Annotated in this window: 31 protein-coding genes; 21 read left to right on the forward strand and 10 right to left on the reverse strand. The window is 31.5% G+C overall.

Annotated features, from left to right (window positions below):
- Window positions 1–309: 309 nt before the first annotated feature.
- Genes K5Q11_RS05730 through K5Q11_RS05740 form a run of 3 tightly spaced genes read right to left on the reverse strand, consistent with a single transcriptional unit; the run spans window position 310 to window position 1,017 of the window.
- On the reverse strand, window positions 310–531 hold the full coding sequence (locus K5Q11_RS05730) for a hypothetical protein (RefSeq protein WP_220751847.1): 222 nt from the start codon (window positions 529–531) through the stop codon (window positions 310–312).
- An 11-nt stretch (window positions 532–542) separates the two neighbouring features.
- Window positions 543–785: a hypothetical protein gene (locus K5Q11_RS05735; protein WP_220751849.1), complete on the reverse strand. Its 243-nt coding sequence runs from the start codon at window positions 783–785 to the stop codon at window positions 543–545.
- A 13-nt stretch (window positions 786–798) separates the two neighbouring features.
- Complete coding sequence (locus K5Q11_RS05740) at window positions 799–1,017, reverse strand: hypothetical protein (protein ID WP_220728717.1); 219 nt, start codon at window positions 1,015–1,017, stop codon at window positions 799–801.
- 177 nt (window positions 1,018–1,194) lie between these two features.
- On the opposite strand from K5Q11_RS05740, the gene K5Q11_RS05745 reads away from it, so the two are divergent.
- The 11 genes from K5Q11_RS05745 to K5Q11_RS05795 all read left to right on the forward strand — a co-directional run bounded on the left by K5Q11_RS05745 (window position 1,195) and on the right by K5Q11_RS05795 (window position 12,858).
- A complete protein-coding gene (locus tag K5Q11_RS05745; protein ID WP_220751851.1) occupies window positions 1,195–1,362 on the forward strand; it encodes a hypothetical protein in 168 nt (55 codons plus the stop codon).
- Between the two features lie 44 nt (window positions 1,363–1,406).
- The gene (locus K5Q11_RS05750; RefSeq protein WP_220728716.1) at window positions 1,407–1,574 is read left to right on the forward strand and encodes a hypothetical protein; all 168 of its coding nucleotides are present in this window, start codon (window positions 1,407–1,409) and stop codon (window positions 1,572–1,574) included.
- A 300-nt stretch (window positions 1,575–1,874) separates the two neighbouring features.
- The gene (gene nrdD / locus K5Q11_RS05755) at window positions 1,875–4,061 is read left to right on the forward strand and encodes an anaerobic ribonucleoside-triphosphate reductase (RefSeq protein ID WP_220751853.1); all 2,187 of its coding nucleotides are present in this window, start codon (window positions 1,875–1,877) and stop codon (window positions 4,059–4,061) included.
- Window positions 4,006–4,587, forward strand: coding sequence for an anaerobic ribonucleoside-triphosphate reductase activating protein (nrdG, locus tag K5Q11_RS05760; protein ID WP_220751855.1), 582 nt, complete (start codon window positions 4,006–4,008; stop codon window positions 4,585–4,587). Before nrdD ends, nrdG begins: the two co-directional genes overlap by 56 nt.
- Before the next feature lie 13 nt (window positions 4,588–4,600).
- Window positions 4,601–5,374 carry a Fe-S cluster assembly ATPase SufC gene (sufC, locus tag K5Q11_RS05765; RefSeq protein ID WP_251067919.1) on the forward strand — a complete coding sequence of 258 codons (774 nt, stop codon included), beginning with the start codon at window positions 4,601–4,603 and terminating at the stop codon, window positions 5,372–5,374.
- Window positions 5,374–6,537 (forward strand): SufB/SufD family protein, encoded by a 1,164-nt coding sequence (locus K5Q11_RS05770; RefSeq protein ID WP_220751858.1) that lies wholly within the window; start codon window positions 5,374–5,376, stop codon window positions 6,535–6,537. Before sufC ends, K5Q11_RS05770 begins: the two co-directional genes overlap by 1 nt.
- On the forward strand, window positions 6,527–7,741 hold the full coding sequence (locus tag K5Q11_RS05775) for an aminotransferase class V-fold PLP-dependent enzyme (RefSeq protein WP_220751860.1): 1,215 nt from the start codon (window positions 6,527–6,529) through the stop codon (window positions 7,739–7,741). The genes K5Q11_RS05770 and K5Q11_RS05775 overlap by 11 nt, the downstream gene beginning before the upstream one ends.
- On the forward strand, window positions 7,731–8,171 hold the full coding sequence (gene sufU / locus K5Q11_RS05780) for a Fe-S cluster assembly sulfur transfer protein SufU (protein WP_220751862.1): 441 nt from the start codon (window positions 7,731–7,733) through the stop codon (window positions 8,169–8,171). Before K5Q11_RS05775 ends, sufU begins: the two co-directional genes overlap by 11 nt.
- On the forward strand, window positions 8,161–9,561 hold the full coding sequence (sufB, locus tag K5Q11_RS05785; protein WP_220751864.1) for a Fe-S cluster assembly protein SufB: 1,401 nt from the start codon (window positions 8,161–8,163) through the stop codon (window positions 9,559–9,561). Before sufU ends, sufB begins: the two co-directional genes overlap by 11 nt.
- A 53-nt stretch (window positions 9,562–9,614) precedes the next feature.
- Window positions 9,615–10,895 (forward strand): NRAMP family divalent metal transporter, encoded by a 1,281-nt coding sequence (locus K5Q11_RS05790; RefSeq protein ID WP_373311498.1) that lies wholly within the window; start codon window positions 9,615–9,617, stop codon window positions 10,893–10,895.
- Between the two features lie 307 nt (window positions 10,896–11,202).
- Window positions 11,203–12,858 carry a peptide ABC transporter substrate-binding protein gene (locus K5Q11_RS05795; protein WP_220751866.1) on the forward strand — a complete coding sequence of 552 codons (1,656 nt, stop codon included), beginning with the start codon at window positions 11,203–11,205 and terminating at the stop codon, window positions 12,856–12,858.
- Between the two features lie 34 nt (window positions 12,859–12,892).
- On the opposite strand, the gene K5Q11_RS05800 is transcribed toward K5Q11_RS05795, so the two are convergent.
- Window positions 12,893–13,741, reverse strand: coding sequence for an Rgg family transcriptional regulator (locus K5Q11_RS05800; protein WP_220751868.1), 849 nt, complete (start codon window positions 13,739–13,741; stop codon window positions 12,893–12,895).
- A gap of 101 nt (window positions 13,742–13,842) precedes the next feature.
- Between K5Q11_RS05800 and K5Q11_RS05805 the strand changes: the two genes are divergently transcribed.
- Entirely contained in the window at window positions 13,843–15,066 is a 1,224-nt protein-coding gene (locus tag K5Q11_RS05805; RefSeq protein WP_220751870.1) for an MFS transporter, read from the forward strand.
- Between the two features lie 34 nt (window positions 15,067–15,100).
- Here the strand turns inward: K5Q11_RS05805 and K5Q11_RS05810 are convergent, their stop codons facing one another.
- The 3 genes from K5Q11_RS05810 to K5Q11_RS05820 all read right to left on the reverse strand — a co-directional run bounded on the left by K5Q11_RS05810 (window position 15,101) and on the right by K5Q11_RS05820 (window position 18,191).
- Window positions 15,101–15,973, reverse strand: a complete 873-nt coding sequence (locus K5Q11_RS05810; protein ID WP_220751872.1) for an ABC transporter ATP-binding protein — start codon at window positions 15,971–15,973, stop codon at window positions 15,101–15,103.
- A 5-nt stretch (window positions 15,974–15,978) separates the two neighbouring features.
- Window positions 15,979–16,875 (reverse strand): ABC transporter permease, encoded by an 897-nt coding sequence (locus tag K5Q11_RS05815; protein ID WP_220751874.1) that lies wholly within the window; start codon window positions 16,873–16,875, stop codon window positions 15,979–15,981.
- A 914-nt stretch (window positions 16,876–17,789) separates the two neighbouring features.
- On the reverse strand, window positions 17,790–18,191 hold the full coding sequence (locus K5Q11_RS05820) for a hypothetical protein (RefSeq protein ID WP_220751876.1): 402 nt from the start codon (window positions 18,189–18,191) through the stop codon (window positions 17,790–17,792).
- Window positions 18,192–18,308: 117 nt separating this feature from the next.
- Between K5Q11_RS05820 and K5Q11_RS05825 the strand changes: the two genes are divergently transcribed.
- Window positions 18,309–18,974 (forward strand): type 1 glutamine amidotransferase, encoded by a 666-nt coding sequence (locus tag K5Q11_RS05825; protein WP_220728710.1) that lies wholly within the window; start codon window positions 18,309–18,311, stop codon window positions 18,972–18,974.
- A 71-nt stretch (window positions 18,975–19,045) separates the two neighbouring features.
- Window positions 19,046–19,240: a hypothetical protein gene (locus K5Q11_RS05830; RefSeq protein WP_220751878.1), complete on the forward strand. Its 195-nt coding sequence runs from the start codon at window positions 19,046–19,048 to the stop codon at window positions 19,238–19,240.
- A gap of 38 nt (window positions 19,241–19,278) precedes the next feature.
- Here the strand turns inward: K5Q11_RS05830 and K5Q11_RS05835 are convergent, their stop codons facing one another.
- Entirely contained in the window at window positions 19,279–19,854 is a 576-nt protein-coding gene (locus tag K5Q11_RS05835; protein WP_220751881.1) for an NAD(P)H-dependent oxidoreductase, read from the reverse strand.
- A gap of 4 nt (window positions 19,855–19,858) precedes the next feature.
- Window positions 19,859–20,467, reverse strand: a complete 609-nt coding sequence (locus K5Q11_RS05840) for an NADPH-dependent FMN reductase (protein WP_220751883.1) — start codon at window positions 20,465–20,467, stop codon at window positions 19,859–19,861.
- Between the two features lie 118 nt (window positions 20,468–20,585).
- On the opposite strand from K5Q11_RS05840, the gene K5Q11_RS05845 reads away from it, so the two are divergent.
- From K5Q11_RS05845 to K5Q11_RS05860, 4 genes are all read left to right on the forward strand, one after another.
- Window positions 20,586–21,053, forward strand: a complete 468-nt coding sequence (locus tag K5Q11_RS05845) for a transcriptional regulator, SarA/Rot family (RefSeq protein WP_220751885.1) — start codon at window positions 20,586–20,588, stop codon at window positions 21,051–21,053.
- Between the two features lie 84 nt (window positions 21,054–21,137).
- Complete coding sequence (locus K5Q11_RS05850; RefSeq protein WP_220751887.1) at window positions 21,138–22,871, forward strand: spermidine synthase family protein; 1,734 nt, start codon at window positions 21,138–21,140, stop codon at window positions 22,869–22,871.
- Window positions 22,872–22,998: 127 nt separating this feature from the next.
- On the forward strand, window positions 22,999–23,706 hold the full coding sequence (locus tag K5Q11_RS05855) for an AzlC family ABC transporter permease (RefSeq protein ID WP_220751889.1): 708 nt from the start codon (window positions 22,999–23,001) through the stop codon (window positions 23,704–23,706).
- Window positions 23,693–24,022 carry an AzlD domain-containing protein gene (locus K5Q11_RS05860; protein ID WP_220751891.1) on the forward strand — a complete coding sequence of 110 codons (330 nt, stop codon included), beginning with the start codon at window positions 23,693–23,695 and terminating at the stop codon, window positions 24,020–24,022. Before K5Q11_RS05855 ends, K5Q11_RS05860 begins: the two co-directional genes overlap by 14 nt.
- Before the next feature lie 24 nt (window positions 24,023–24,046).
- On the opposite strand, the gene K5Q11_RS05865 is transcribed toward K5Q11_RS05860, so the two are convergent.
- Window positions 24,047–24,700 carry a nitroreductase gene (locus K5Q11_RS05865; RefSeq protein WP_220751893.1) on the reverse strand — a complete coding sequence of 218 codons (654 nt, stop codon included), beginning with the start codon at window positions 24,698–24,700 and terminating at the stop codon, window positions 24,047–24,049.
- A gap of 137 nt (window positions 24,701–24,837) precedes the next feature.
- Here K5Q11_RS05865 and K5Q11_RS05870 point away from each other — a divergent pair, with 137 nt between their 5' ends.
- The 3 genes from K5Q11_RS05870 to K5Q11_RS05880 all read left to right on the forward strand — a co-directional run bounded on the left by K5Q11_RS05870 (window position 24,838) and on the right by K5Q11_RS05880 (window position 26,099).
- Window positions 24,838–25,068, forward strand: a complete 231-nt coding sequence (locus K5Q11_RS05870) for a hypothetical protein (protein ID WP_220751895.1) — start codon at window positions 24,838–24,840, stop codon at window positions 25,066–25,068.
- Window positions 25,047–25,313 (forward strand): hypothetical protein, encoded by a 267-nt coding sequence (locus K5Q11_RS05875; protein WP_220751897.1) that lies wholly within the window; start codon window positions 25,047–25,049, stop codon window positions 25,311–25,313. Before K5Q11_RS05870 ends, K5Q11_RS05875 begins: the two co-directional genes overlap by 22 nt.
- Before the next feature lie 90 nt (window positions 25,314–25,403).
- A complete protein-coding gene (locus tag K5Q11_RS05880; RefSeq protein ID WP_220751900.1) occupies window positions 25,404–26,099 on the forward strand; it encodes a CPBP family intramembrane glutamic endopeptidase in 696 nt (231 codons plus the stop codon).
- The last annotated feature ends 90 nt before the right edge of the window (window positions 26,100–26,189 follow it).

Raw genomic sequence — 26,189 nt, forward strand, 5'->3', positions numbered from 1 at the left:
AACCTCTGCACGAAAGTGCTAGACACTATCGTGTAAGTCAGCAGTGTTCCCAGAAGCTCGGTCATTAATGACCGAGTGGTTTACAAGTTAATTCAATACGTTTTTGATATTTAGATAAGCTATATAAAGTTATTTCTTCACATAGTTTATATTCTAAATGCTTTTGTTGATTTATTTTCATAATCATATTTAAGCACTTAAAATCCTTGGAACAAAAGAAAATAACATTTTTCTGTTTATCATAGATTGGCGCTATGCGATTATCGTAAAAGATTTCATATTGATTGAACTTAATTGAATTCAAATGTATCAGTCCATTTCTGATGAAAATATTTTATATTTTTTAAAATCTATTTCTTCAACGCTAATTTGAAAATTTTCGTTTTTAGTGAATTTAATGGTTTTGCCTAATTCAATTACCAAATACAAAACATTATAGCTATTATCCATAACGACAATTTTATTCGAATCGGTTAAACATTGCACATTGTCCGGTAAATTAAACGTATATCCAAGACGTTCTATTTTCATAAAAAACTCCTTTACACGTTGACCATTACGGCATAGTTTTTGGCAGAATATTTAATTAAATGAGTTGCATAGCGGAATTTAAAAATAATTTTTGAGTTAATAATTTGAATTACTGCACAGATAGAAACATATCCACCAAGTTCGGCTTGTTCTGATTTCATGAAAAAAGCAACGGTCTTGCTGGCTTGATCATAAATATAGTCCAATTGCTCATCGTAATTAATTGTATATGCATCTAAATTAATTTGGTTCATTTTGTAGCCCTCTCTAATCACTAGTGGTTATGATGTAACTACTTTGATTGTCTTCAACAATGTTTACTGACAGTTCAGGTTGAAAGTTTAAGTGTCCATCTATTTTTTCAACCAGTAAAAGTAAATCATAGTATTTAGAAATAAAAGCAATTTTTTGCTTTTCATTGTCATAAACGCACATTATATCATCTTGATATTTAAAGTTGTATTGGTCCATTTTAATATTTTTCATTTAGATAAAGCCTTTCTATAGTTGGGTTTTTGATAGTAATTTTAATCATCATTTTAGCATAATATTTTTATACTCAGTTCTGATTGAAAATTAATTTAAAAAAGTTAATAAAAAAGCTTGCATTAAATTAAAATTAGAATATAATGATAATAATCTTAATTGTTAGGAGGAGATTACATGAAACAAACTAATAAATTAATTAATCTTTCACGATACAATTCATCAAAGATTAATCTTCCAACCGGCATTTACAGAGATGAACGCGGTAATGTGTTCGTCGACCAAGACGAATACAGTGAGTTCTATAATCCCCGTTCAGTTGTAGCTGAGGGCAGTCCAATCTAATGAGGTGAGTTTCACCGCATTGTAAATAGTTAGGAGGAGATTACATGAAACAAACTAATAAATTAATTAATCTTTCACGATACAATTCATCAAAGATTAATCTTCCAACCGGCATTTACAGAGATGAACGCGGTAGTGTGTTTGTTGATCAAGATGAATACAGTAAGTTCTATAATCCTCGTTCAGTTGTAGCTGAGGGCAGTCCGATCTAATGAGGTGAGTTTCACCGCATTGTAAAGTTAAAATTTAATGATAACTGCATATACTAAATACTAAAATTAAACCTCCCAAAAAATTTCAAACACGTATCCATTTTTTACACCAAAAAAATAACTAAATCTATAACCTTAAAAAATTACATTTGAAAAAGCTATCAATCATTATGGTTGATAGCTTTTTATTTATAAAGTGCGAATAAAATCTTAATTTTTTCTAAAGTCAAGTCTTGTTAACACAATATATGGGTGCTAAGATTATTAATTGCACAATATATATTGGAATTTAGAAGGAAGATGCTTCGAGTGAAACACAAAAATTTAAAAGTAATTAAAACTAATAATCAAAAAACTCCATTTTACATATATAAATTAGATTATATTTTTGAACAATTAAAATTAAATGCTACACAAATTGATGCTATTTATAAAAATATTTTTGGCCAAGTGGTTAACAACGAAATTAGCACTAACACAATTCGTAATGTGATTGAAAACTATCTAAGTGAAAATCAACTAACTACGGCCTTAGCAGCTTATCAAACTGCTAAAATTCAAGATGACAAAACTTGGCAAAAAGCTACCGATATTGAAAATAATATTAAGCAATTGTTTGATCGTAATTCACGAGTTGTACATGAAAATGCCAACAAAGATAGTAAAGTGTTTAACACGCAACGTGATTTACAAGCTGGACGTTCTAGTAAAGCCATTGGTCTAAAAATGTTACCTCCATTGGTGGCCAAAGCACATTTGCGCGGTGATATTCATTGGCACGACTTAGATTATTCTCCTGCAACACCAGAAACTAATTGTTGTTTAGTCGATTTTGCCAATATGTTGAACAACGGTTTTAAAATTGGTAACGCACAAGTATCATCACCAAAATCAATTCAAACCGCAACTGCACAAGTGGCACAAATCATTGCTAACGTAGCTTCACTTCAATATGGTGGTATTTCATTTGATCGAGCTGATGAAGTCTTAGCACCATTTGCCAAACTTAACTATGACAAACACTTAGAAACGGCAAAACAATGGGTTCCTGAAGATAAACAAGCTGAATATGCTTTAGACCGTACTCGTAAGGATATTTACGATGCAATGCAGGCTTTAGAATATGAAATAAACACTTTGTATTCATCACAAGGACAAACTCCATTTACTACGGTTAGTTTTGGCTTAGGTACTAACTGGTTTGAAAAAGAAATTCAAAAGGATATTTTTAGAATTAGAATTAAAGGATTAGGTGTCGAACGTCGAACAGCCATTTTTCCTAAGTTAACGTTTGCATTAAAACGTGGCTTGAATTTAAATCCAACAGATCCTAACTATGACGTTAAACAATTAGCCATTGATTGTGCCACTAAACGTATGTATCCCGATATTTTAAATTATGATGTCCTTTCTGATATTACAGGTAATTTTAAAGCACCTATGGGATGCCGTTCTTTTCTACCAAAATGGACTGATGCAGATGGTAAGGAAGTTAACGCTGGTCGTATGAACTTAGGAGTAGTTACCGTTAATTTACCAAGGATTGCTTTGTATGCTAAGGGCAATGTCGAAAAATTCTGGGACATTTTTAACGATAAAATGAACATTGTACATGAGGCGTTAGCTTATCGAATTGAACGTTGTAAAGAAGCTAAGCCTTATAATGCCCCACTGCTTTACAAGTACGGAGCATTTGGTAAACGTTTAAATGATGACGATATTGTTGATGAGCTATTCCGTAACGAACGTGCCACGGTATCAGTGGGTTACATTGGATTATATGAAGTAGGGACTAGCTTCTTTGGTCCTGATTGGGAACATAATGCCGATGCCCACGCCTTTACGGTTGAAATCGTTAAACGTTTAAACGAACTTTGTCAAGCTTGGTCAAAAGATAGCGGTTATCACTACAGTTTATATTCCACCCCAGCTGAATCCTTAACTGATACTTTCTGCCAAGATGACATTAAAAAATTTGGACAGGTTACTGATATTACCGATAAAGAATATTACACCAACAGTTTCCATTATGATGTTCGTAAAAATCCAACTCCATTTGAAAAATTATCATTTGAGGAAGAATATCCACATTATGCTTCTGCTGGATTTATTCATTACTGTGAATACCCTAATTTAAAACAAAATCCTAAAGCCTTAGAAGCTGTTTGGGATTGGGCATATGACCATGTTGGTTATTTAGGAACTAATACTTCAATTGATCAATGTTTCAAATGTGGCTTTAAAGGTGATTTTAAACCTACAGCACGTGGTTTTGAATGTCCACAATGTGGAAATCATAATCCAAAATATTGTGATGTAGTAAAAAGAACTTGTGGTTACTTGGGTAATCCACAAGCACGTCCGATGGTTCATGGTAGACATGAAGAAATATCGGCACGAGTTAAAAATATGACGAAAGGGATGGTACAAAATGCCGCGCAATACGAGAGAGCCAAACAATCCGACACCCAAAGAGTGGATGGCTGATGATTTAAGCTTACAATATATTGCTGATTACAAGCCATTTAACTTTGTCGATGGTGAAGGGGTTCGTTGTAGTTTATACGTAAGTGGTTGTTTATTTCACTGTCCTGGCTGTTATAACGTGGCTGCCCAAAATTTTCATTATGGACAACCATATACACAGGAACTAGAAGATCAAATCATTGAAGACATGCGTAAACCGTATGTACAAGGACTAACCTTATTAGGTGGCGAACCATTTTTGAATACGCAAGTATGTATTAAACTATGTGAACGAATACGAAAAGAATTTGGCCATGCTAAAGACATTTGGTCCTGGACAGGTTATAAGTGGGAAGAACTAATGCAAGAATCATATGATAAATTAAAATTACTTTCATTGATTGACATTTTAGTTGATGGCCGTTTCTTAGAAGATAAAAAAGATTTAACCCTACAATTTCGTGGTAGCTCGAACCAAAGAATCATTGAAGTTCCTGAATCGTTAAAACAAAATAAAGTAGTCATTTGGGATCGATTAGTACATTAGGGAGGAAAATAGTGTGCTTAAAATTACAGACTTACATGTCAAAATTATAGAAAACAATCAAGAAGTAATTAAGGGCTTGAATCTGGAAATCCCTGATGGTGAAATTCATGTAATTATGGGACCTAATGGTACTGGTAAATCGACTCTATCCCAAACCATTATGAATTCTGGCAAGTATGAAATTACGCATGGACAGATAAATTTTAATGGGACTGATTTAGCAAAATTATCTACTGATGAACGCGCACGGTTAGGTATATTTTTAGCAATGCAGTATCCAACTGAAATTCCAGGAATTAAGAACGCTGACTTTATTCGTGCAGCCGTTAATGCAATGCGTCCAAAATCGGCACAACCAACGGTATTAGAGTTCATGCAATCACTATCTAAAGCCATGGATATTTTAGATATCAAATTGGATTATACAGACCGTTATTTGAACGAAGGCTTTTCTGGTGGTGAAAAGAAACGTAATGAAATTTTGCAGATGATGATGGTTAAACCACAATTAGCTATTTTAGATGAGATTGACTCTGGACTAGATATTGATGCTTTAAAAGTAGTTTCCAAAGGAATTAATACTATGCGTGGCAATCACTTTAGTTCGTTAATTATTACGCACTACGATCGTATATTAAGATATGTTAAACCCGATGTTGTACATGTAATGATGGATGGGAAAATAGTTGCTAGTGGTGGTATTGAACTAGCTAAGAGTCTGGAACAGGGTGGTTACGCACAATTGCGTGATAAGTTAGGGTTAAATATTAAGTTGGTGGATGAATAATGACTGAATTAACTATTTCAGAATTTGCCAAATCACATGGTGAACCGGCTTGGCTAGTAGCTAAACGCGAGGTGGCTAGCGACATTTATTGCAGTTTACCGTTAAGTGCTCAACAACGCCCATATCAAATGACAAACCCTAAGCTAACGGCGGTTACAGTTAATAACGACAATCTAGCTCCACAGCACTTAAAGCAACAGGGAGTTATTATGATGGACTTGTTCGCAGCAGCTCAAGAATATCCCACGCTTATTCAAGAAAATTTAATGGAAAAAACCATTCCTTGGCGAGATAATGCTTTAAATGCACGCCATTTGGCATATTTAACGACAGGAGCATTTATTTTCTTACCTTCAAATACTATTTGTAATGAACCAATTAATCTTACAAATTTCATTGATCATACACAATTAGAAAAACATTTACTTATTATCGCAGGTGCTAATGCTGAAGCTACTTTTACATTTAATGATTGTGGTACTACTCCTAAAAAAGATTGTTTAATGGTAGAGGTTTTATTAGGCGATAATGCCCATATTAAATATTTCGATGAAAATAATGCTAAAAGTGAATATCATCATCGTGTTTTAAATGCTTATTTAGCGCGTAATGCGACTTTACATACTTTTGTAGGGTTGTTCAATGCTCACAATACACTTTATGATAGTAGCTTTAGTCTAGATGGTGAGCAAAGTGAGGGTTACCTAAATGTAGTTAGTTTAGGGATGAATACACAGCAACAAAACGTCAATGCTGAGATTATCAATCACGGTCGTAACACGCATGGAGAAATTCAAGCTCGCGGAATTGTGGCTGAACGTGCCAAAACTAATTTTCACACTAATGGTGTAATCACGAAAAATGGATATGGAGCTTATTCTGATCAAGCTAGTCGATTATTAACTTTAGATAGTACTAGTCAAGGACAAGTTGATCCAATTTTATTGATTGATAATTATGACGTAGTTGCTGGACACGCAGCAAGTGTCGGTAAAGTAAATGCTGATCAATTGTATTATCTGAATAGTCGAGGCATTCCATTACGTCAAGCAAAGTTGTTACTGACGCGTGGATTCTTATTACCATTGATTGACGCATTTCCTAACGAACAAATGCGTAAGCAAATGTTAGATAAATTGGAGGGGCGTTTCAATGTTAGATGATAAAATTCGAAATGATTTTCCATTTTTTAAAAATAATCAATTAATCTATTTAGACAATGCGGCGACGACTCAAAAACCGCAAATTGTAATTGATCGTATGGCAGATGACTATACAAATCATAGCTTCAATGTCCATCGTAGTAATTATATGGCTGCTCAACGTACGACTGATGCATATGAAAAAGTTCGCACAACAGTGAGCGATTTTATTGGCTCGCCCAGTGCTAAATCAATTGTTTTTACTAAAAGTACGACTGATGGAATTAATATAGTGGCCAATGGTTATTTTGCACACCAATTACAGCCAGGTGATGAAATAGTAGTAGCGATTAGTGAGCATCATAGTAATTTGTTACCTTGGCAACGTTTAACTGAAAAATGTGATGCGCATTTACGTTACATTGAATTGAATGAGCATGGTCAGTTAGATGTGCAGCAAGCTCAAAAAGTAATTAATGATCATACAAAATTAGTTGCGGTAGCTGCAGTTTCGAATGTATTAGGTAATCTTAATCCAATTGAACAATTAGCTAAAATAGCCCACCAACATAATGCTGAAATATTAATTGATGCTGCTCAGTGGGTACCAGATATGCCCGTTAACATTAGTGCTTTCAATCCAGATTGGTTAGTCTTTTCAGGCCATAAAATGTTAGCACCAACCGGTATTGGGGTGTTATATGGTAAACCAGATCTGTTAGAAAAAATCGAACCCACTGCAGTAGGTGGTGACATGGTTACTAGTGTCGATCGTAATCATTTTAAGGCACAACCAATTCCAATTCGTTTAGAAGCAGGGACGCCGAATGTTATGGGTGTATTAGGTCTAGGCGCAGCCTTAGATTATTTAAATACATTGGACATGCATATGGTCCAAAAGCGTTGTCAATTTTTAGGACAGTTTATGTATGATAAATTGTCAGCCTTAGATGGCGTTGTGGTTTATGGTAATCCAATTCGTGATACTGGAATTGTAACTTTTAATGTCGAAGGGGTGCATGCACATGATGTAGCTTCAGCACTTGATTTACGCGGAATTGCTGTAAGAGCAGGTTATCACTGTGCAGAACCTTTGATGCAAGCGTTACATACTAATGCAACTGTACGAGCTAGTGCCTACTTTTATAATACTCAAGATGAGATTAGTCAGTTAGTTAAAGCAGTCAAAGCCACAAAGGAGTTTTTCACTTCATATGGACATTAATGAAATCTATCAAAGAACAATTATGGACTATGCTGTACGTTTAAAAAATAAACCCCTATTAAACGGCCAGGATACTTATCAAATCAGCTTAGAGAATCCTACCTGTGGTGATAAATTAATTCTAAGTGTACAAATAAAAAGTGGGTTAGTACATGTGATTGCTTACCAAGCTGATGGGTGTGTTATTTTTAAAGCTGCTACGGCTATCATGGAAAAAGTTTGTTTAAAGCATTCGGTTACCGAAATTAACCATTTGGAAAATCAGTTTTCGCAAATGATGATGCAACAAGAAATCGATAATCCTAAGGCATTAGGTGATGCAATTGCTTTACAAGCAATTGTTAAACTACCAGTGCGGATTAAATGTGCGATGTTGCCATGGAAAGCGATGTATCAAGTTTTGAATGAAGGTGAAGTTGATGGACGATGACATTTTAAATAGTAATGACGAGTATCAGTATGGTTTTAAAGATGATTATCAACCAGTGTATTCTACTGGAAAAGGCTTAAACGAATCGATTGTTCGTGAAATTTCATCCCAAAAGCATGAACCTCAGTGGATGTTAGACTTACGATTACGGGCTTTTAAAATATATCAAAAATTACCAATGCCTAAATTTGGCCCAGATTTATCAAAGTTAGATTTGGATAACATTAATTACTTCCAAAGAGCTACTGATCAAGTTGCACGTGACTGGTCGGATGTACCTAATAGTATGAAACAGACCTTTGAAAAACTGGGTGTGCCGGAAGCAGAACGTAAATATTTGGCAGGTGCAGAAGCCCAATATGAATCCGAAGCAGTATACGCTAATCTAAAAAAAGAATATGCCAAACTGGGCATTATTTTTTGTGATACTGATACGGCCCTACGTGAATACCCAGAGTTAGTAAAAACGTACTTTGGTAAACTAATTGGTCCAGAAAATAATAAATTTGCTGCTTTAAACACTGCGGTGTGGTCCGGTGGTGTGTTCTTATATGTTCCCAAAGGAGTTCATTGTAAAATTCCAATTCAAAGTTTTTTTAGAATTAACAATGGTAGTACCGGACAATTTGAACGCACAATTTTAGTGGTCGAAGAAGGCGCAAGTGTTAATTACGTCGAAGGTTGTACTGCGCCCAACTACTCAGAAGATAGTTTGCATGCTGCTATAGTTGAAGTGTTTGTAAAACGTGATGCTTTCGCCCGATATACTACGATTCAAAATTGGTCAGACAACGTGTATAGTTTAGAAACTAAGCGAGCATCAGCCGCAGAAAATGCAACGATGGAATGGGTTGATGGTAATCTAGGTTCTAAGGTGACAATGAAATATCCTAGTATCGACTTAAATGGTCCGCATGCAACTGGAACAATGCTATCGATAGCATTTGCTAGTAATCATATTTTTCAAGATACTGGTTGTATTATGCGTCATAATGCTCCATTTACCTCTTCAAATGTAATTTCTAAGTCAATCTGTAAAACTGGTGGAATTTGCAACTATCGCGGTAAAATTCGGATGCGACCTAATAGTCAAGGGTCTAAATCACATATTGAATGTGACACCATTATTATGGATGATCAATCTAAAAGTGATACTATTCCTACCAACATTATTCAAAATGGCGACACAACTTTGGAACATGAAGCTAAAGTATCAAAAATTTCTGAAACAGATCTTTATTATCTAATGAGTCGCGGTTTAACTGAAGCAGAGGCAACTAAAATGATTATCATGGGTTTTATTGAGCCATTTTCTAAACAATTACCAATGGAATATGCAGTTGAATTAAACCGTTTAATTGACTATCAAATGGAAGACTCAGTGGGTTAATTCATTTAACATGCTAGTTATTAACTAGGGTGTTTTTATTTTTGCAAAAAAGGATGGAAATGATGTTAAATTTAAATAAAACGTCAGCTAATACAAATAAACATAACTATAAAGATTATCTAAAAAGTTGGCTAACAGTAATGGGACCAGGATTGATAATTATGTTAGCGGATACGGATGCCGGTTGCTTGATTACAGCTGCTCAATCAGGAGCTAGTTTTGGATATTCAATGATATTGCCGCAAATTTTATTAATTCCCATTCTATTCATGGTCCAAGAAATTACAGTACGTTTAGGGATAATTACTCAAAAGGGACATGGCGAGTTAATTCGTGACTATTTTGGTAAAGGCTGGGCGTATTTATCAGCAGCTACCTTACTAATTTCTATTATTGGAGCTTTACTAACCGAATTTATTGGTGTTATTGGCGTAGGGGAACTGTTTGGAATTTCTAAATGGTTCACGGTGACAGTTACCGCATTATTTTTAATTGTAATTGCGCTAACTGGTAACTATCGAAGAGTAGAAAAAATTGGGGTTATTTTAGGGTTATTCGAATTAACGTTCATCATTGGATTAGTAATGGTACACCCTTCGGCAAATGATATTTATCAAGGGATGCAGACAATGCCCTTACATAATGAATCATATCTTTATTTAGTAGCAGCCAACGTGGGGGCAGTAATTATGCCATGGATGATTTTTTATCAACAAAGTGCAGTGGTTGATAAGCATCTTCGTCCTTCTATGATTCGTAAAGAACAAGGTGACACGCTAATTGGTACTTTTATTACACAAGGTATTATGATTGGTTTTGTAATGTTATTTGCAGCCACGGTGTTTAAAGATAATACTAACTCAACCGAAGAAACGGTATTTAATTTAGTGAGTTCATTATCTAATTATATCGGTTGGGATGCTGCTCGATTGATTTTAGGTTCCAGTTTATTAGGTGGTGCATTAGTAGCAGTGCTAGTGGTAGCTTTAGCTGGTGCTTGGGGGATTACCGAAACTTTAAAGTGGCGTCATAGTTTAAATGAAAAACTTAACCGTAAAAATTTTGGTTTCTATGCAATGTATGGAGCAATTATTTTATTAAGTGCGATCATGGCTTTATTTGGTAAAAATTTAGTTTCGATTTCCATTACGGTAGAAGTTATTAATGCTTTAATGATTCCAATCGTACTTGGCTTTCTATTAATTTTAGAGGCCAAGGCATTACCAGACAAATATCGAATGCATGGAATTTACCGTTGGATTGTTATTAGTCTATCGTTGATAATTATGGCTTTTGGACTATATATGGTCGGACCAACACTAGGAATTTGGTAAAAATAAAGTCTTTATAATTGACATTCATTAACAAATTAATTATAGTTATGATACTAAATTAGTTGAGGGAGGATTATCACATGATGAAAACTATGTTTAACCAATGCGAATGTTGTTGTCAAATGTACGTTAGCACAGATGTGGTAACCCTTTTAAGGTGCAATTCTTAATTGAACGAGTTTGATAATAACTAATCAATGAGATTTTCACTATAGAAGAGTCACTACTTCTAAGCTAGCGGTTTCGTTAGTTTTCAAGTAGTGGCTCTTTTTTTAACTATTAGTACAATATAAATTTTGGGGAGTGAATGAAGTTGAAGGTACGTAATATACTAGGCTTATCAGCAGTAGCAGTAATTTTGGGAGTGGGTTTGACTGCTTGCGGTTCTAAAAATGCTAATAAATCTAATAACGAAGCTAAAACGCAAACCTTGAACTTAGCCGCCAGTAGTCGTTTAGATACGATTGATATTTCTAAGGCCGGTGGTTATGGTTCAACTGGAAATGTATATGAAAGTTTTTATCGTCTAGGTGAAAAGGGTAGCATTACTCCGGGACTAGCTACTAAGGGTTATAGTAGTAAAGATGGCAAGACTTGGACGTTTAAATTAAGAGATGCTAAATTTAGTGATGGCAGTCCAATTACTGCAAAAGATTTCGTATATTCATGGCGTCGTACAGTAACACCAAGTACTAAAGCACAGTATGCTTACTTATTTAATGCGGTACAAAATGGGGATGCCATTCGTGCTGGTAAAATGAATCCAAACAAGTTAGGAATTGAAGCAGTAGACAACCACACTGTTAAAATTCATTTAACCAAACCTGTGGCTTACTTTAAGACTTTAATGGCATATCCATTATTTGGACCACAAAGTGAAGCTGCTGTTAAGAAATATGGTGATAAATACGGTACCAACTCTAAATACATGGTTTACTCCGGTCCCTTCAAGATGATTAATTGGAATGGAACTGGTGATAAGTGGTCATATGTAAAAAATAATCAATACTGGGATAAAAAAGTGGTTAAATTAAATCGCATTAACTACACTTTAGTTAGCAATCCATCAACAAGTTTAAACCTTTATAACCAAGGTAGTATTGACATTACACCACTAGCAACAGATCAATTGAAAAACTATCAAAATGACCCTAATTTAAAGGATTATTCATATTCAATGATTTCATATTTGAGATATAACTTTAATGACAAGGATGCTCAAAAGAAAGCTATCATCAACAATGATAATATTCGTCGTGCAATTTCATTAGCCATTAATCGTTCCGTATTATCTCAAAAAGTTTTATATTTGAAATCTGATCCAATTACTGGTTTTGTACCAAAAGGTTTAGCTCGTGATCCTAAGACTGGGAAAGATTTTGCGGATCAACAAGGTGTAAAAGATACGCTAAATTACAATCCTAAATTAGCTAAAGAACTATGGGATAAAGGTCTAAAAGAATTAGGTATTAAACAAGTTTCACTTAATCTCTTAACAAGTAATGAAAATGCTAATTCCACTGTAGCTAACCAATACTTGAAGGAACAATTAGAAAGTAAATTACCAGGCTTAACTTTAAGCTTAACTAGCGTTCCATCTAAAATCGCTAGTCAACGTGAACAAAGCGGTGACTTCGATATTAGCTTAGATACTTGGGGTGGAGACTTTAATGATCCAATTACCTTCTTACAAATCCCACAAAGAGGCACATCTTATAACTATGGTAAATACAATAGTGATAAGTATAATGAATTAGTTAACCAAGCTGAAAATGTTGATTCCAATGATGCTAGCAAACGTTGGCAAGATTTAGTTAACGCCAGCAAGGAACTAAATATTACTCAAGGTGTATCACCATTATTCCAAGATGACACTTACTACTTGAAACAACCGAAAGTACAAGGTGTAATTCACAATACTGCTGGAACACAATGGAACTATAAATACACTTACATTAAATAAATTAAAAATAAAGGGATAACACATTAACATTGTGTTATCCCTTTATTTTTAATAAACTTTTAATTTCATTTTTTATTTGACTTACTTTTAAAATGTTGGCTGTGTTTAGTATATTTATTAATCGTTTTTTTCCATTAATTTTATTCGTAGTGAGATACTCTATTTTTGCTTTATAATACTCGTTTAACAATCTAAACTCCAAATTGTTAATACTTAGGCTTATTTCATCTAATCTTTTAGTGAAGTTATTGGCATTATTGAAATCTTTTTCTAATATCATTCTGTCTATACAGTTTGATAAAATGCTATATAATATTTGATTCATATTATTAAAGAAAAGGTATCTTTTTTGAGCTCTTAAAGCTTCTTTAAGTAGATAAATCATTAGTTTATAAGGAATTAAATAACAACTGTTATTAAATGTTTTAAAATCATATATTGTCCAGTATTGTAAATTAGATAAATAATTTGTAATTATATTAATATAAAATTCATTTGAATTATTATTCTCTAAATTCTTACCGTCACTATGTTCTTTTAGTAAAACATAATTAGCTAACTTGACCTTATCCATACCAGTACTATTTTTTCGAATAAAATTTATGTATTTTTTAAATTCACTAACTTTACCTTCATTCCACAATGTTGTTAATTCATAGCTTAATTTTGAAGTGGGTGATGGCATGCAACCATTATGAATCCACAATAGCTCCTCAAAATTAATTGTTAAATTATCTAGAACCTTTAAGAATTTATCTATAGATATTTGTCTCAAACCCTTTTCAAACTTTATAGCATTAGTTTTTGAACAAATACCACTGTAAACCATTTTTAAAGATAAATATTTCTTTATTCTTATTTCTTTTATAGTTTTTCCATACACTGTAATCACACTTTCTATTTTAGTAAACAAACGTTTACCATTTGTTCAGTATAATAACACAAAATGTAATACTTTCTTTATTAACGTAGGAGAGTGATTATATGTTTAGTTTTATTAAAAGTAATAAAGAGTTTTCTAAAATAGCTGGAATTAATTTGCTTTCTAGATTGGGCGATAGACTATTTTATACGGTAATGTTAACCAGTGCTTCATTAGTTTCTCAGTCTAATTTAGCAGTGGCTATGTTTTCCATTTCTGAAACAGTTCCTATTTTATTTAGTTTTATCTTAGGTAATATATCTGATAAAAAAAGAAATAAGTATAAAATTTTAGTCAAAAATTCAATAACTAGAACTATAATTTTTATTATCATTGGAATTTTATTCTATCAATCTTTAAACTTAAATTTGATTTTAATAATATCTTTATTGAATATGTTTTCCGGTTTCGTAGGAAATTATTCTTCATCATTAATTACACCATTTACAAAGATTTTTATTGGAAAAGATGATATAGAAAAAGCCCAGGGCATTATAAGTATAACTGCTCAATGTATTAATGTTTTATCAACTTTAATTGGATCAATATTGTTATCATTTTTTATTAGCAGCACAATAGCTTTTATAAATGCTGTTATATTTTTGATAGTTTTATCTTGTATATTTTTAATTTCATCAGATTTAAAACATGGTGAAAAACAAATAGCTATTAACAAAAATTCAGATTCTATTTTTCAGACTATTCTAAAAAACTTTTATAAATTGTTTAGCAATAGAACAATACTAAACGATTTATTTCAACTTTCATTAATTAATGGTTTCTTTGGTGGACTAACTCCAATGTTTGTTATACTAATTAAGCAAATTAATGTAAATACTTCTTTTCGTCCGATTTTAATTGCTGCTTTATCTATAAATATTACAATATTTATGATTATTGGTAATTATTTAAGCAGTAAAATTTTCATAAAATTATCTAATAATAAGCTAAATAATTTAGCCAGTTTGTTTATTATTTTAATTGGAATAGGCTTTTATATGAATAATATTTATATTGTATTATTAGCATCGAGTTTAATTGCTTTTAACTTAGGAATAGTGTCTCCTAGATTTACTGCTAAAATAATACGGTCATATGCAGTTGAATCACTTGGAGGAATTGTTACAACTGTTAATTCATTACTTGTCTTGGCTCCACCAGTTACTGGAATTTTATTTCCACTATTATCTACTTTTGGATATAATTTTTCATACTTTGCATTTATTTTATATGGGTTAGTTTTAATATTATTTAGTAAAATTATTCTGTTTAATAAAAATAAATAAAAAAGGCCACTTACAAATCTGTAAGTGGTCTTTTTTATTTAGCTTTTAATTTAAAGATACTATCTAAGCTGGGATAGTGTTGGTCAAAAACAGGCACATAACCATCTTCAGATATTTTATTGAATAAGGTTTTTCCAACATTCTCATTTTCTAATTCCATGTTAGCACAATCATCTTTATAAAAATCTATATTTTTAATTCCTGGAAAATCTTCTAAAAGTTTAATATTTTTATATCCTTCTATAGATAATCTAGTTCTTCCAAATTGTTTATAAATAGAATGAATATCTCCCTTTAAAACTGTCTTACCGTGACTTAACATGATTATATAATCAGAAAGCTTTTCTACATTTTCCATATTATGAGTAGAAAAAATAATCATAGTACCATTGTTTTTAGCTTCCAGAATAGCTTTGATTAATAAATCAGCATTAACAGGGTCTAATCCAGAAAATGGTTCATCTAAAATTAACAATTCTGGAGAAAACATTAAACAAGCAATAAGTTGGACTTTTTGTGCATTCCCTTTAGATAAGCTTTCAATATGATCATTTGGTTCGCCAACTACATTTAGTTTATTCATCCATTTTTTTAACTCTACATAGGCTTTACTTTTGTGCATACCATGTAGGGCAGCAAAATATAATATTTGATTTTTAATACTTTCTTTAGGGTATAATCCTCTTTCTTCGGGCATATAACCAATAGTACGTTTTAAATTTTTATTCCATATGATTTGCCCTTTAGTAGGTTTTATAAAATCTAACAACATATGAAAAGTTGTAGATTTTCCAGCTCCATTTTGTCCAATAAGACTTAATATTTCTCCCTTATTTAATTTAAAAGAAAGGTTAGAAACGGCGTTAAAGTTACCAAAATTTTTAGAAACATTCTTAAATTCAATCATTTCACTTATCCTTTCTTTTTAAATTCATCGTTCATGGCTTTCAAAATAATGTTAGATTTTTTGTGATTTAAAAGGCCATATTTATATCTTTTAGCAGCGGAATTAAAAAGTATACTACTTATAATTAATTGTATTAGTAAAATAATATAGGCTTCCCATATTGGCATTACATTATTTAATATGAGTGAAGGTACCACAAATGTACCTACAGGTGGAAATGATGCAGCTAAAAAGAAAATGATTCCATAAATACTAAAGGCTTCAAACCAGTTACTATTTACACTAAAGAAAACTCCTTGAATACATGCCATAGCAGCAAATAGCATGGTAGGAATAGTTGCGACGATTGTTTGTGAAGAATCCGTGATGTATGACGCAAACTCAGCAGTCCAAGTAAACAATAATAAAAATGATACAAAAATATTTATTATAGAATATGCTAAATTACTTAGATTTATATTGTTTATAAAATCAATGACTACAGGTGTATTAGTGTAAAATGTATAAACAATTACGAACAATGTAAATACTATAAATTGAATAACTATTAAAAAGTAAATACCCATTATTTTTCCTAATAATTGCTCTTTAGCACCCACGAATGAAAGAAACATTTCTGACATTTTACTTGATTTATCACGGGCTATTAGATTGGCCAAAGCGGATATGTACAATATACTAATTGCAAAAATTATTATTGGAATTGATATTGCAAATATTTGTGAAGCATATTTGGTAATGTTGATAGTTTTATTTTTAAAATCATTGTTTATATATTTATCAAAACTACAAAAAATAACTATTGGAAATAGCAATGAGGTAAAGTATGAAAAAGATTTGCAACTATTTTTAAATTCATACATTGCAATAATAAAAACTTGTTTATAATTAATTTTATTCAAGATAACATCATCCCTTAGAACAGTTGTGAATATTTTCTATTAGCAAAATTAACAACAAAAGTTAGTATGATAACTTGAATAATTAAAAATATAAAGTTGTTAAAATTGTTATATGCAATTGTTGACATGCAATTAAATTGTGAAAAAACAGGTATAAAATTAAATGACATTTTTACTGTAGATAAAGTTTTTAGTTTTAATATTCCCCATGCAGCCAATATAATATAAAAATATATATAAAATAGTCTTTTAGAAATTTGTTTTTCTGTATTTGAATGCATTCCCAATATAGAAGCAGCTACAAGAATCCACAATATTAATATAGTTATATTTAAAAAATCTATAAACACACCTATTATTGAATAGTTACCTATTAGAGATAACAAGTAATTATTTATAAATGGAAAGTAGTAACTTAACGAGTAGTATACAAAGCAATAAATACTTATGGAAAATAATAAAATATATGTAACACCTATTAAATTACCCCAGAATAAGTTTCGAGTTTTAACAAATGAGGCTAAATATTCATTTATTTTAGATGTTTTTTTAATAACGAATTCATTTCCAATAATATTGCCGAGAAAAAATGTTATAAACAATGAAAATATACACAGTATAATAACTAAATTAGAATGACTAGAATTTACATGAACATTGACCTGCTTATAAATCAAAAAATAACATAGACCTAGCGTAATTGGCCATATCAATACTGTCCAATAGGAAATCTTCTTTATGTTTTTTAAGAATATAAACCAAGCAACGCTCGATATTTGTTTTTTATTCATTTTATTGAAAAGTATTAATTTACTTTTCTAACCACCTCCATAATAAATTAAATATTATACTAACATAAAACAATATTATGATTAAATAAAAAAGGCCACTTACAAATCTGTAAGTGGTCTTTTTTAATGAATAGATTGAACTTTTTGATACTCTTCATTAGTTAACTTAATATAGAAACTAAGGTATTCATGAGTATTTCGATACTTAATCTCAGCATATTTATTCTTATAAGTAGTAATAGACATATGTGCACCGTCATTAACCTGTGTGATTCGATACTTGAATTGCTTTTTTGAGCCCTTAGGCAGTTCTAAATTGCTATCTAAGCGACTATTAATCTTTTGGTTAATCAAGTTACTTAAATCCTTAACATTATTATTGTTATAGTCTTTTTTTACTAAATCAGCTTTAGCATTATATATATTAATGTAATTTCCTTTATTCAGTCTATTTATCCTTTGTATTCCGGTAATTCCAAAGACGATTAAAATAATAACGACTAACGCTGTTAATTTGACTTTCATATTTAGAAACCTCCGCTGTATTATGTAAATTATAAATGTTTATTCTATATATTTCCAGTTTTTCATTAATAAGCATATAATATTTGTGTAAATCTATTAAAAAGAAGGTTATTTATTTTGCGCATAAATATTTTACAACATACTCCAAATGAAGGCCCTGGATCAATTCAAAGTTGGGCTGAAGATCATAATCATGATGTATATATTTATCATCCATATCAATTTGGTAACTTACCCACGATTGATGAAACTGATATGTTAGTCATTTTAGGTGGCCCCATGAGTCCTAATGATGATATTGAATGGGTACATCAAGAACGTGATTTAATTCGGGCAGCGATACAAAAAAATATTCCCATTTTTGGAGCTTGCTTTGGTGCGCAACAAATTGCTAAAGCTTTAGGTTATCGTATTTCAAAAGCTCCAGCTAAAGAAGTGGGTTGGGCACCTGTATATTTGCAAAGTGATTTAATTGATGGAATTCCTGAACAATTAACGGCTTTGCATTGGCATGAAGAAATGTTTGAAGTGCCAAATCAAGCTGAACTACTATTTTCCAGTGATTTGTTAAAAAATCAAGGCTTTGTAATGAATCATCGTATTGTAGGACTTCAATTTCATTTTGAACCATTAGCTAATAATGTACGTGAGATTGTAGTCAACGATAATAAATATGCTTGTGATAATGCTTTAGGACAAAGTAATCAAGATATTTTAGCACATGCAGTGCCAACTGAAAATAAAACGGTTATGTATCGTATTTTAGACTATATTAATGCATAAGGTAAATCCTTTTAAAAGCGAGTAATTGTGTATATAATGTGAACCACCATAAGATAAAGGTGGGGATGACTATGAAATTAGATAAGAAAAAGCGTACAACTTTAGTTAAAGTTATTATATCAATGTCATCAGTAGGAATTGTGCAATTATTTTTAGCGATAATTGTTGGAACATATGTTGATGATAAGCTATCGGCTACTGCTTTATCAATTTTAATTGCAGTCATTGCACTACCATTTTATCGACATGGATGGAATTTAAATTAAAAAATAATAAAAGAGATAACTATAATAGTTATCTCTTTTTACTTGATTAAAGTATTAGCACATTTTTGCATATATTTTTGACGACGTTGAGCAGTATCTTTTTTAGGGTCATCCATTTTACCTAAAACAAAGCCATGTTGCATTTTAATACCACAATAGTTTAAAATCATATTTTTCCAACGGAAAATAACGTTACCAAAAATGCTTTTGTAAAAGATAGTTGGTGCATGACTAGTTATAAAGACGTCAGCGGTTTTTCCAGTTAATAATTTTTTGATTTTACCAGATTCATTATCGCGACTATAGGCAAATCGTGGAGTTAAAGTGCGATCAATTAGGCCTTTCAATACGGAAGGCTCTGCTGACCACCAGACAGGAAAGAAAAATGCAATGTGATCTGCCTTAGCGATTAGGTCTTGAACATATTTAGGATAACTTTCATCATCCATGTGTTTGTGGTATCCATATCTTAAAACAGGGTCAAAATTATCTTGGCTCAAGTCGATTATTGATACTTGATGTCCATTTTGTTTAGCAACATCTACATAGTGCATGGCGTTAGCATGTGTAAAAGATTCAGGGTTAGGATTACCTTGAACTACTAATATTTTCATTAATTTACTCCTTTTCAAAGGGATTATTTTTAAATAGTTGACTGTAAAAAGCAGCTTTTTGTATTAAGGTAGCTATTTTTTGATTATAGTAGTCAGCTGTTTCGGATGGTTTAATCAAATCTCCATTGGCTTTAAAAGTATCTTGAACGTTACGAATATTCATCATCTCAGTTGTAGGACATACAAAAGCCCCTAATTTTGATAAAACATGGGATAATTCTAAGCCACCAAATTGACCAGCACGTGCATTATTTGCGTAAGAAACGATAAATGTGGCTTTGCCAGTCGTTTGATGAGCTAAATAATCCAAAGCATTTTTTAAAACTGCAGGAAAAGAGTGATTGTATTCGGGAGTTAAAAAGATATATCCATCGGCATTTTGCATATCATCTAGCCAATTTTGTTCATTATGAGGTAGCTGACGATTTTGATTAGCCATTGGAGGTATTGCTTCGTAAAAGAAGGGGAGTTTATAAGCGTTTAAATCAATAAACTTAAAATGTGCCCCAGTTAGTTTTTGATACATTTGTTGATTGTTTTTCATAAATTTAAATATATTTAGTCCTAAAGCATTCTTTCGGGAACTACCAAGAATGATATTAATCTTTGTCAAATTAATCACTTCTTCAATTTTTATTTACATTATTTATTCATATGAATATAATGCTATTATAGTTGTTTTTAAGATTAAGTCAATTATTTATTCACGTGAATAAAAAAGAGAGGTATTTATGAACCAGATAACAGAGTTAAGAAAAGCGGTAGGTCAACTATTAATTCAAGATAGCAACGATGATTGTGAAAAAATTTGGATGCAAAAACATACTGATGATATTATTTTACAAAAAGTAATTATTAAAATGAGTACTCGTGATTTGCATGTCTTAAATGCTATTTATTGTGGTAAGCAACCAATACCAGTTAAAAATTTACCGCAGCAATTGAATTTATCGCAACCAACAGTTTCGCGTGCTATTAAAAAACTTGCTGATTTAGAAGTTTTATTACGTTATAAAACAACGCAAAATAGCAAAGAAGTAATGGTACATTTAACCGATAAGGGTCAAAAAATAGCACATTTACATGTTGAATTAGAAAAACATATTAACCGACAAGCTACTAAATTATTAAGTAATTATTCCAAAAATGATGTTGATAACGTCATAGACATTTTACAAAAGATCGCTAAGTATCTATAAAACATTTAGGTTAGGTATACATTCGTCTTTATAAGTATGTTATTATTCTTTTTATTACATGTTTAAGGGGAGATTACATTATTTATGGGGTATTTGAATATTATTTTGATTGGATTAATAGTTCCGTTGATTATGGAAATATTTTTAAATGCGTTCAATTATCATGTGAGACATAGATTAACTTTAGGCACTACGGCAATTCGCTTAGTGCTAATGGCCTTGATAATGGCCGGATTAGCTTATGTGCCGTTCTTGTTAGTCAATGTTACAGGGATTATTTGCTTTACTAGTTTATTGTTTACGGTTGTTTTTTATGTAGTACCGTTTATTGCGGTTGATTTATTGAGAAAAACAGATTTAAATGATAAATTGGCTAATTTAAGGTATAAGCTCTTTGCTAGTGTTTTTGGTCTAGGAATTCTATTAGCATTAGTTATGCTAGTAGTAACGACATTTTCACCAATGACGAGTTTTAACTCTTTAACTGCTAAGACTGCACATACTGAAGATGTGCCAACTATGAAAAAAGATGAAACTCCAGTGGCTATTTCTACTGATACTGCGCGTTCGGAAATGCGTAAAGCTATGAGTGACATTGATAATTCACAATATTATGTATTGAATGACAACATTCAAGCGCAGTACTATCAAGGTAAGCCGGTTTATATTGCTGGAATTGATTTTAAAGGTTTTATGCAATATCGTAAAATGCATGAATTACCCGGATATTTTATGATTAGTGCGACTGATCCAGATGCACAACCACAATTTATTAAGAAATCAATTAAGTATGCACCTAGCTTTTGGTTTAACCACAAGTCAGACCGTGCCATTGCTCGTCAAAGTTTAGGATATAAAGAACTTAGTGATGGTGAGCAATTAGAAATTGATGACCATGGAAATCCTTATTATGTAGATACTTTATATAAGAAGGGCAACATCAATGGTCGTGTAAATTATAAAAAGGTGAAAATTGCGGTTCTAAATGCTCAAACGGGTAAATCTCAGTTATATTCACCATCTCAAACACCTAAATTTATTGATGAAGGTTTTACTTCGGATGTTGCTTCTAAGATGAATGATATTTATGGTAAATATAATCATGGTTTCTGGAATACAACCATTATAGGAGCTAAGCAAGGAGTAGCTAAGCCTACGCATAATGGAACTGAAGATGGAGTTACTAGTATGTTCGATAAAAATGGTCGTATTCAATATGTAGAAGATTATACTAGTAGCGATTCCAGTAAATCGGCAATTGGTTATTCTACTACCGATGCTCGAACTGGTAAAATTACCTACTATAAATTACAGAATGTAATGGATTCTGATTCCGCTACCGATAATGCTAATGAAAATTATCGTGCCCAAAAGTGGAATGCTAAAATGCCTATTTTGTATAATGTGTATGGACATCCTACATGGGTAATGAGTATTTTAGATAACACCAATACCTTACGAGGATATTACTATTTGGATGCTAGCAATCAAAACCTGTATGCGAATAGTTCTACTGCTAATGCAACTTTAGCAGCATTTAGACAAGCACTAATTACAAAAGCGGGAACTAATGCTAATCATAGTGCTATGAACTATAAAAAGTATCATGGAACGGTTGATCGTATAGCGATTGTCAATGATGGTGGTAAATCAGTAGTTGAATTTATGCTCAAAGGTAATAAGACTATTTTTACAGCTAATCCGGCACAAAACAATCGAACTGCTCTAATGCGACCAGGTGATAAGATTGAATTCAAAGCTAGTGTAGTTGAAGACGAATCTAATGGTAGTGTGACAGAATTTAAAGCTAATTTTTAAACAAAGGTGAACTATATTAAGATATAGTTCACCTTTTTTATTATAATTGGCTTACTGAATGTAGTTGCTTTTTTAGATAAATTTAAATATACTCAATGATAATTATATTTTATAGGGAAGTGATTGCATGGATGATCAACTTGATGTTTCAACTGGGATGCGAGACGCCCTTCCTACAGTTTTTGGTTATATTGGCATTGGCTTAGCTTTTGGTATTGTAGCTAAGGCTGCTGGGTTGAATGCCTTATTAGTAGTGCTAGTATCTTTGATTACATATGCGGGTTCAGCACAATTCATTTTAGTAAGTATGCTAGCCGCTGGAAATGCTATGTTAGGGATTGTATTGGCAGTCTTTTTAGTTAACTCAAGAATGATATTAATGAGCATGACGGTAGCACCTTTTTTAAAGCAAGAATCCATGTTTAAAAACATTTTGATAGGGAGCTTGTTAACTGATGAAAGTTTTGCATTAAGCATGAGTAAATTAAACTACACACATAAGACTTTGAATTTTGCTTGGTTGAACACTGCAAACTTGGTTTCATACTTTACATGGACACTTTCTTCATTACTGGGGGCTTTGATAGGTGGATTTATTACTAATCCGGATAAATTGGGTTTAAACTTTGCCTTAATTGCAATGTTTATTGGTTTACTTTATCTACAAATGATTGGTGATAAAGAATTGCCATTTAGACTACAATTGATTGTAGTGGGACTGGTGTTCGTATTAGTATACTTAGGTTTGATTTTTGTACCTAGTAATTTATTAATTATCGTAGTAACTATTTTAGGCTGTACTTTAGGGATGGTGATAAAACATGCCTTCTTCTAGTTTTATAATTTGGACAATTATTGCCAGTGGGGTAGTAACGTTTTTATCGAGAGTATTACCATTTATACTATTAAAAAAATTTGAATTATCGCCTAAGGTAATTGAATTTTTAAGTTTCGTGCCAATTGTGATTATGTCAGCATTATGGTTTGAAAATTTATTTCACCAACAAATAGGGCACTTACCTACGATTGATTATGCTAACTTATTAGCAACAGTTCCCACTGTGTTAAGTGCTATTTTAACGCGTAGCTTATTAGTAGTGGTAATTGTAGGGGTCATATCTTTAGCCTTAATACAAATGTTAATAAAATAAAAAAGTTCCCTTACAGGAACTTTTTTATTTTATAATTTTGGCTACTTCATTAACTGACATACGCTTACCTTCAATTTGATTAATTGGATTATTTTCATCACGATAACCTAATCCAATACCTAAAACGAAGCTACGATTTCTAACACCTAAGTTATCACGTAATCGATCAGGGTATTTAACAAATTCAAAAGCAGGCATTGAATCAATACCTTTGTCTTGAGCTGCAATCATTAATGCCTCACTCATTGCTCCAGCGTCGTATAGAGACCATTCAGTATAGTTATTTGGTAAAGTAATGTATACAACAGCAGGCGCGTCAAACAAATTATCGGATTGGACTTGTTTCAATTCATCAAATTTATTACCAAACATTGACAAATCAGCTTTGCGTTTGTTATGCATGTTGTTTTGGGATTCAATATCCCATTCACGAATTGGTGTAAATTTTAAATCAGATCTAGTGTGAACATCAGGATTTTCATTAATTGATTTATGTTCTTTACGCATAGCATCTAGTTTATCACCTTTAGCAATAAATATTCTGACAGGTTGAGAATTAATCCAAGATGGTGATTTTTGAGCTATTTTTACAATGTCTAGTAAATCCTCATCACTAGGAATTTGTTTGTTAAAAGCACGAATTGATTTGCGATTAATAATTGCTTTTTTGGCATCCATAATAAAACTCCTTTCGAAAATTGCTTACTAAAGTATAGTATAAGTTAATTGGTAAGAATTCAAATAAACAGTTTTGTACATTGTTACTTTAACGTTAAAAAATAAAAATATATGATAACATTAAAATATTTAAGAGCATGGCTATCGTTGCTTTAGTAACACCACTTACTTTAGGGTCAGTTACTGCCAGTGCAAAGTCAGTTTCACCAATTAAAGAACAAAACACGACTATTAATAAAATTTCTAATAAAATGTATGATGCTGTAACTGTAATGAGTTTAGATTTATTACCTACAGTTAGAGACTACCAACCAACTACTGAACAAGGTAAAAAACTAAAGATACAATGTTACAAATGTTGGATTTAAATACTAGTAAAGAAAAATTTAAAAAAGATTTTAAAAAGGCATTTAAACAAGGAATGAAGGGTAATTCACAAAAACTTTCTACTAAAGCTCTTAACCGTGAATTAAAAGCTATGAATAAAGCATTTTCTCAAGTAAAACCTTCTGAAATGAATAATTTAACACAACAAGCTAAACGTTGGTTATTAGTTATCCTAGAAGTTAATGATGGTAAAACTACTATTACACTTCCTGAATTACAAAAATAAAATAAAAGAAACTCATAATTTTATTTATGAGTTTCTTTTATTTTATAATTAAATGGTAAAATTATAAATAACATGTTAGGGGGTGTAATTTTGTTTAACTCTAAATATGATTTTAGATTTTTTAAAGCTATATTGATATACTTTGTAATGACTTTGATAGTATTAACTATAGATATGAAAATAGCTGGTAATAACACCTATATTTATATGGGAATCCTATCGATTTGGTTTATAGGCATTTTAGCCTATGAAATCAAAGGTCACCATAATTTTTTAAGTGAACAGTGGCATCAGTTCAAGCTAAATAAATTTAAAAATATAGGAATTATAATTTTATTTTATATTATTCTACAAGTCGTTGTGAGTTTAGCTGGTAGCTATTTTAATAACTTTGCGCCAGCTAAAAGCCCATATCCTAGTTATTCATTTCCAATTGATACCTGGACAGGTTTAACGTTATCCTTACTGGTTGGTTTTGTAAACCTAGGAGTAGCTTTTGTAGAAGAAATTGCGTACCGACATGAAATGATGTATCGTTTTAAAAACAATAAATTATTAATGTTAGTGTCCATTATAATTTCTAGTTTGCTGTTTGGATTCTCACACTATTATAATTTTAGTGGAAGTTTGATTGCTTCATTATCATATGCAATAGCTGGTATCGTATTATCTTTTGCATACATTACTAGTAAAAATATTTGGATTCCAATTTTCACACATATATTATTTAATTTTATTTCAGTATTTTCAGTAATTGTTTTAATTATTTTTAAAATAATTGCATAAAAAAGCTTAACCAATAATGAAGTGCCTTAAAAAAGTTAGACAATTATTACTAAATTAAATATTTAATTTCATGGAATGATTTCGATATTC

Origin of the sequence: Apilactobacillus xinyiensis (assembly GCF_019656235.1) — a bacterium.
GTDB lineage: Bacteria > Bacillota > Bacilli > Lactobacillales > Lactobacillaceae > Apilactobacillus > Apilactobacillus xinyiensis.

Excerpts from the sequence above, each read along its gene's own strand:
- K5Q11_RS05790 (WP_373311498.1), top strand. The coding sequence starts at position 9,615 with ATGGAAATGATGTTAAATTTAAATAAAACGTCAGCTAATACAAATAAA.
- K5Q11_RS05740 (WP_220728717.1), bottom strand. The coding sequence starts at position 1,017 with ATGAAAAATATTAAAATGGACCAATACAACTTTAAATATCAAGATGAT.
- K5Q11_RS05750 (WP_220728716.1), top strand. The coding sequence starts at position 1,407 with ATGAAACAAACTAATAAATTAATTAATCTTTCACGATACAATTCATCA.
- K5Q11_RS05770 (WP_220751858.1), top strand. The coding sequence starts at position 5,374 with ATGACTGAATTAACTATTTCAGAATTTGCCAAATCACATGGTGAACCG.
- nrdD (WP_220751853.1), top strand. The coding sequence starts at position 1,875 with ATGCTTCGAGTGAAACACAAAAATTTAAAAGTAATTAAAACTAATAAT.
- K5Q11_RS05795 (WP_220751866.1), top strand. The coding sequence starts at position 11,203 with ATGAAGTTGAAGGTACGTAATATACTAGGCTTATCAGCAGTAGCAGTA.
- sufU (WP_220751862.1), top strand. The coding sequence starts at position 7,731 with ATGGACATTAATGAAATCTATCAAAGAACAATTATGGACTATGCTGTA.
- K5Q11_RS05845 (WP_220751885.1), top strand. The coding sequence starts at position 20,586 with ATGAACCAGATAACAGAGTTAAGAAAAGCGGTAGGTCAACTATTAATT.
- K5Q11_RS05745 (WP_220751851.1), top strand. The coding sequence starts at position 1,195 with ATGAAACAAACTAATAAATTAATTAATCTTTCACGATACAATTCATCA.
- K5Q11_RS05865 (WP_220751893.1), bottom strand. The coding sequence starts at position 24,700 with ATGGATGCCAAAAAAGCAATTATTAATCGCAAATCAATTCGTGCTTTT.
- K5Q11_RS05870 (WP_220751895.1), top strand. The coding sequence starts at position 24,838 with ATGGCTATCGTTGCTTTAGTAACACCACTTACTTTAGGGTCAGTTACT.
- K5Q11_RS05835 (WP_220751881.1), bottom strand. The coding sequence starts at position 19,854 with ATGAAAATATTAGTAGTTCAAGGTAATCCTAACCCTGAATCTTTTACA.
- K5Q11_RS05820 (WP_220751876.1), bottom strand. The coding sequence starts at position 18,191 with ATGAAAGTCAAATTAACAGCGTTAGTCGTTATTATTTTAATCGTCTTT.
- sufB (WP_220751864.1), top strand. The coding sequence starts at position 8,161 with ATGGACGATGACATTTTAAATAGTAATGACGAGTATCAGTATGGTTTT.
- K5Q11_RS05875 (WP_220751897.1), top strand. The coding sequence starts at position 25,047 with ATGTTACAAATGTTGGATTTAAATACTAGTAAAGAAAAATTTAAAAAA.
- nrdG (WP_220751855.1), top strand. The coding sequence starts at position 4,006 with ATGCCGCGCAATACGAGAGAGCCAAACAATCCGACACCCAAAGAGTGG.
- K5Q11_RS05775 (WP_220751860.1), top strand. The coding sequence starts at position 6,527 with ATGTTAGATGATAAAATTCGAAATGATTTTCCATTTTTTAAAAATAAT.
- K5Q11_RS05830 (WP_220751878.1), top strand. The coding sequence starts at position 19,046 with ATGAAATTAGATAAGAAAAAGCGTACAACTTTAGTTAAAGTTATTATA.
- K5Q11_RS05860 (WP_220751891.1), top strand. The coding sequence starts at position 23,693 with ATGCCTTCTTCTAGTTTTATAATTTGGACAATTATTGCCAGTGGGGTA.
- K5Q11_RS05850 (WP_220751887.1), top strand. The coding sequence starts at position 21,138 with ATGGGGTATTTGAATATTATTTTGATTGGATTAATAGTTCCGTTGATT.
- K5Q11_RS05810 (WP_220751872.1), bottom strand. The coding sequence starts at position 15,973 with ATGATTGAATTTAAGAATGTTTCTAAAAATTTTGGTAACTTTAACGCC.
- K5Q11_RS05730 (WP_220751847.1), bottom strand. The coding sequence starts at position 531 with ATGAAAATAGAACGTCTTGGATATACGTTTAATTTACCGGACAATGTG.
- K5Q11_RS05855 (WP_220751889.1), top strand. The coding sequence starts at position 22,999 with ATGGATGATCAACTTGATGTTTCAACTGGGATGCGAGACGCCCTTCCT.
- K5Q11_RS05735 (WP_220751849.1), bottom strand. The coding sequence starts at position 785 with ATGAACCAAATTAATTTAGATGCATATACAATTAATTACGATGAGCAA.
- K5Q11_RS05805 (WP_220751870.1), top strand. The coding sequence starts at position 13,843 with ATGTTTAGTTTTATTAAAAGTAATAAAGAGTTTTCTAAAATAGCTGGA.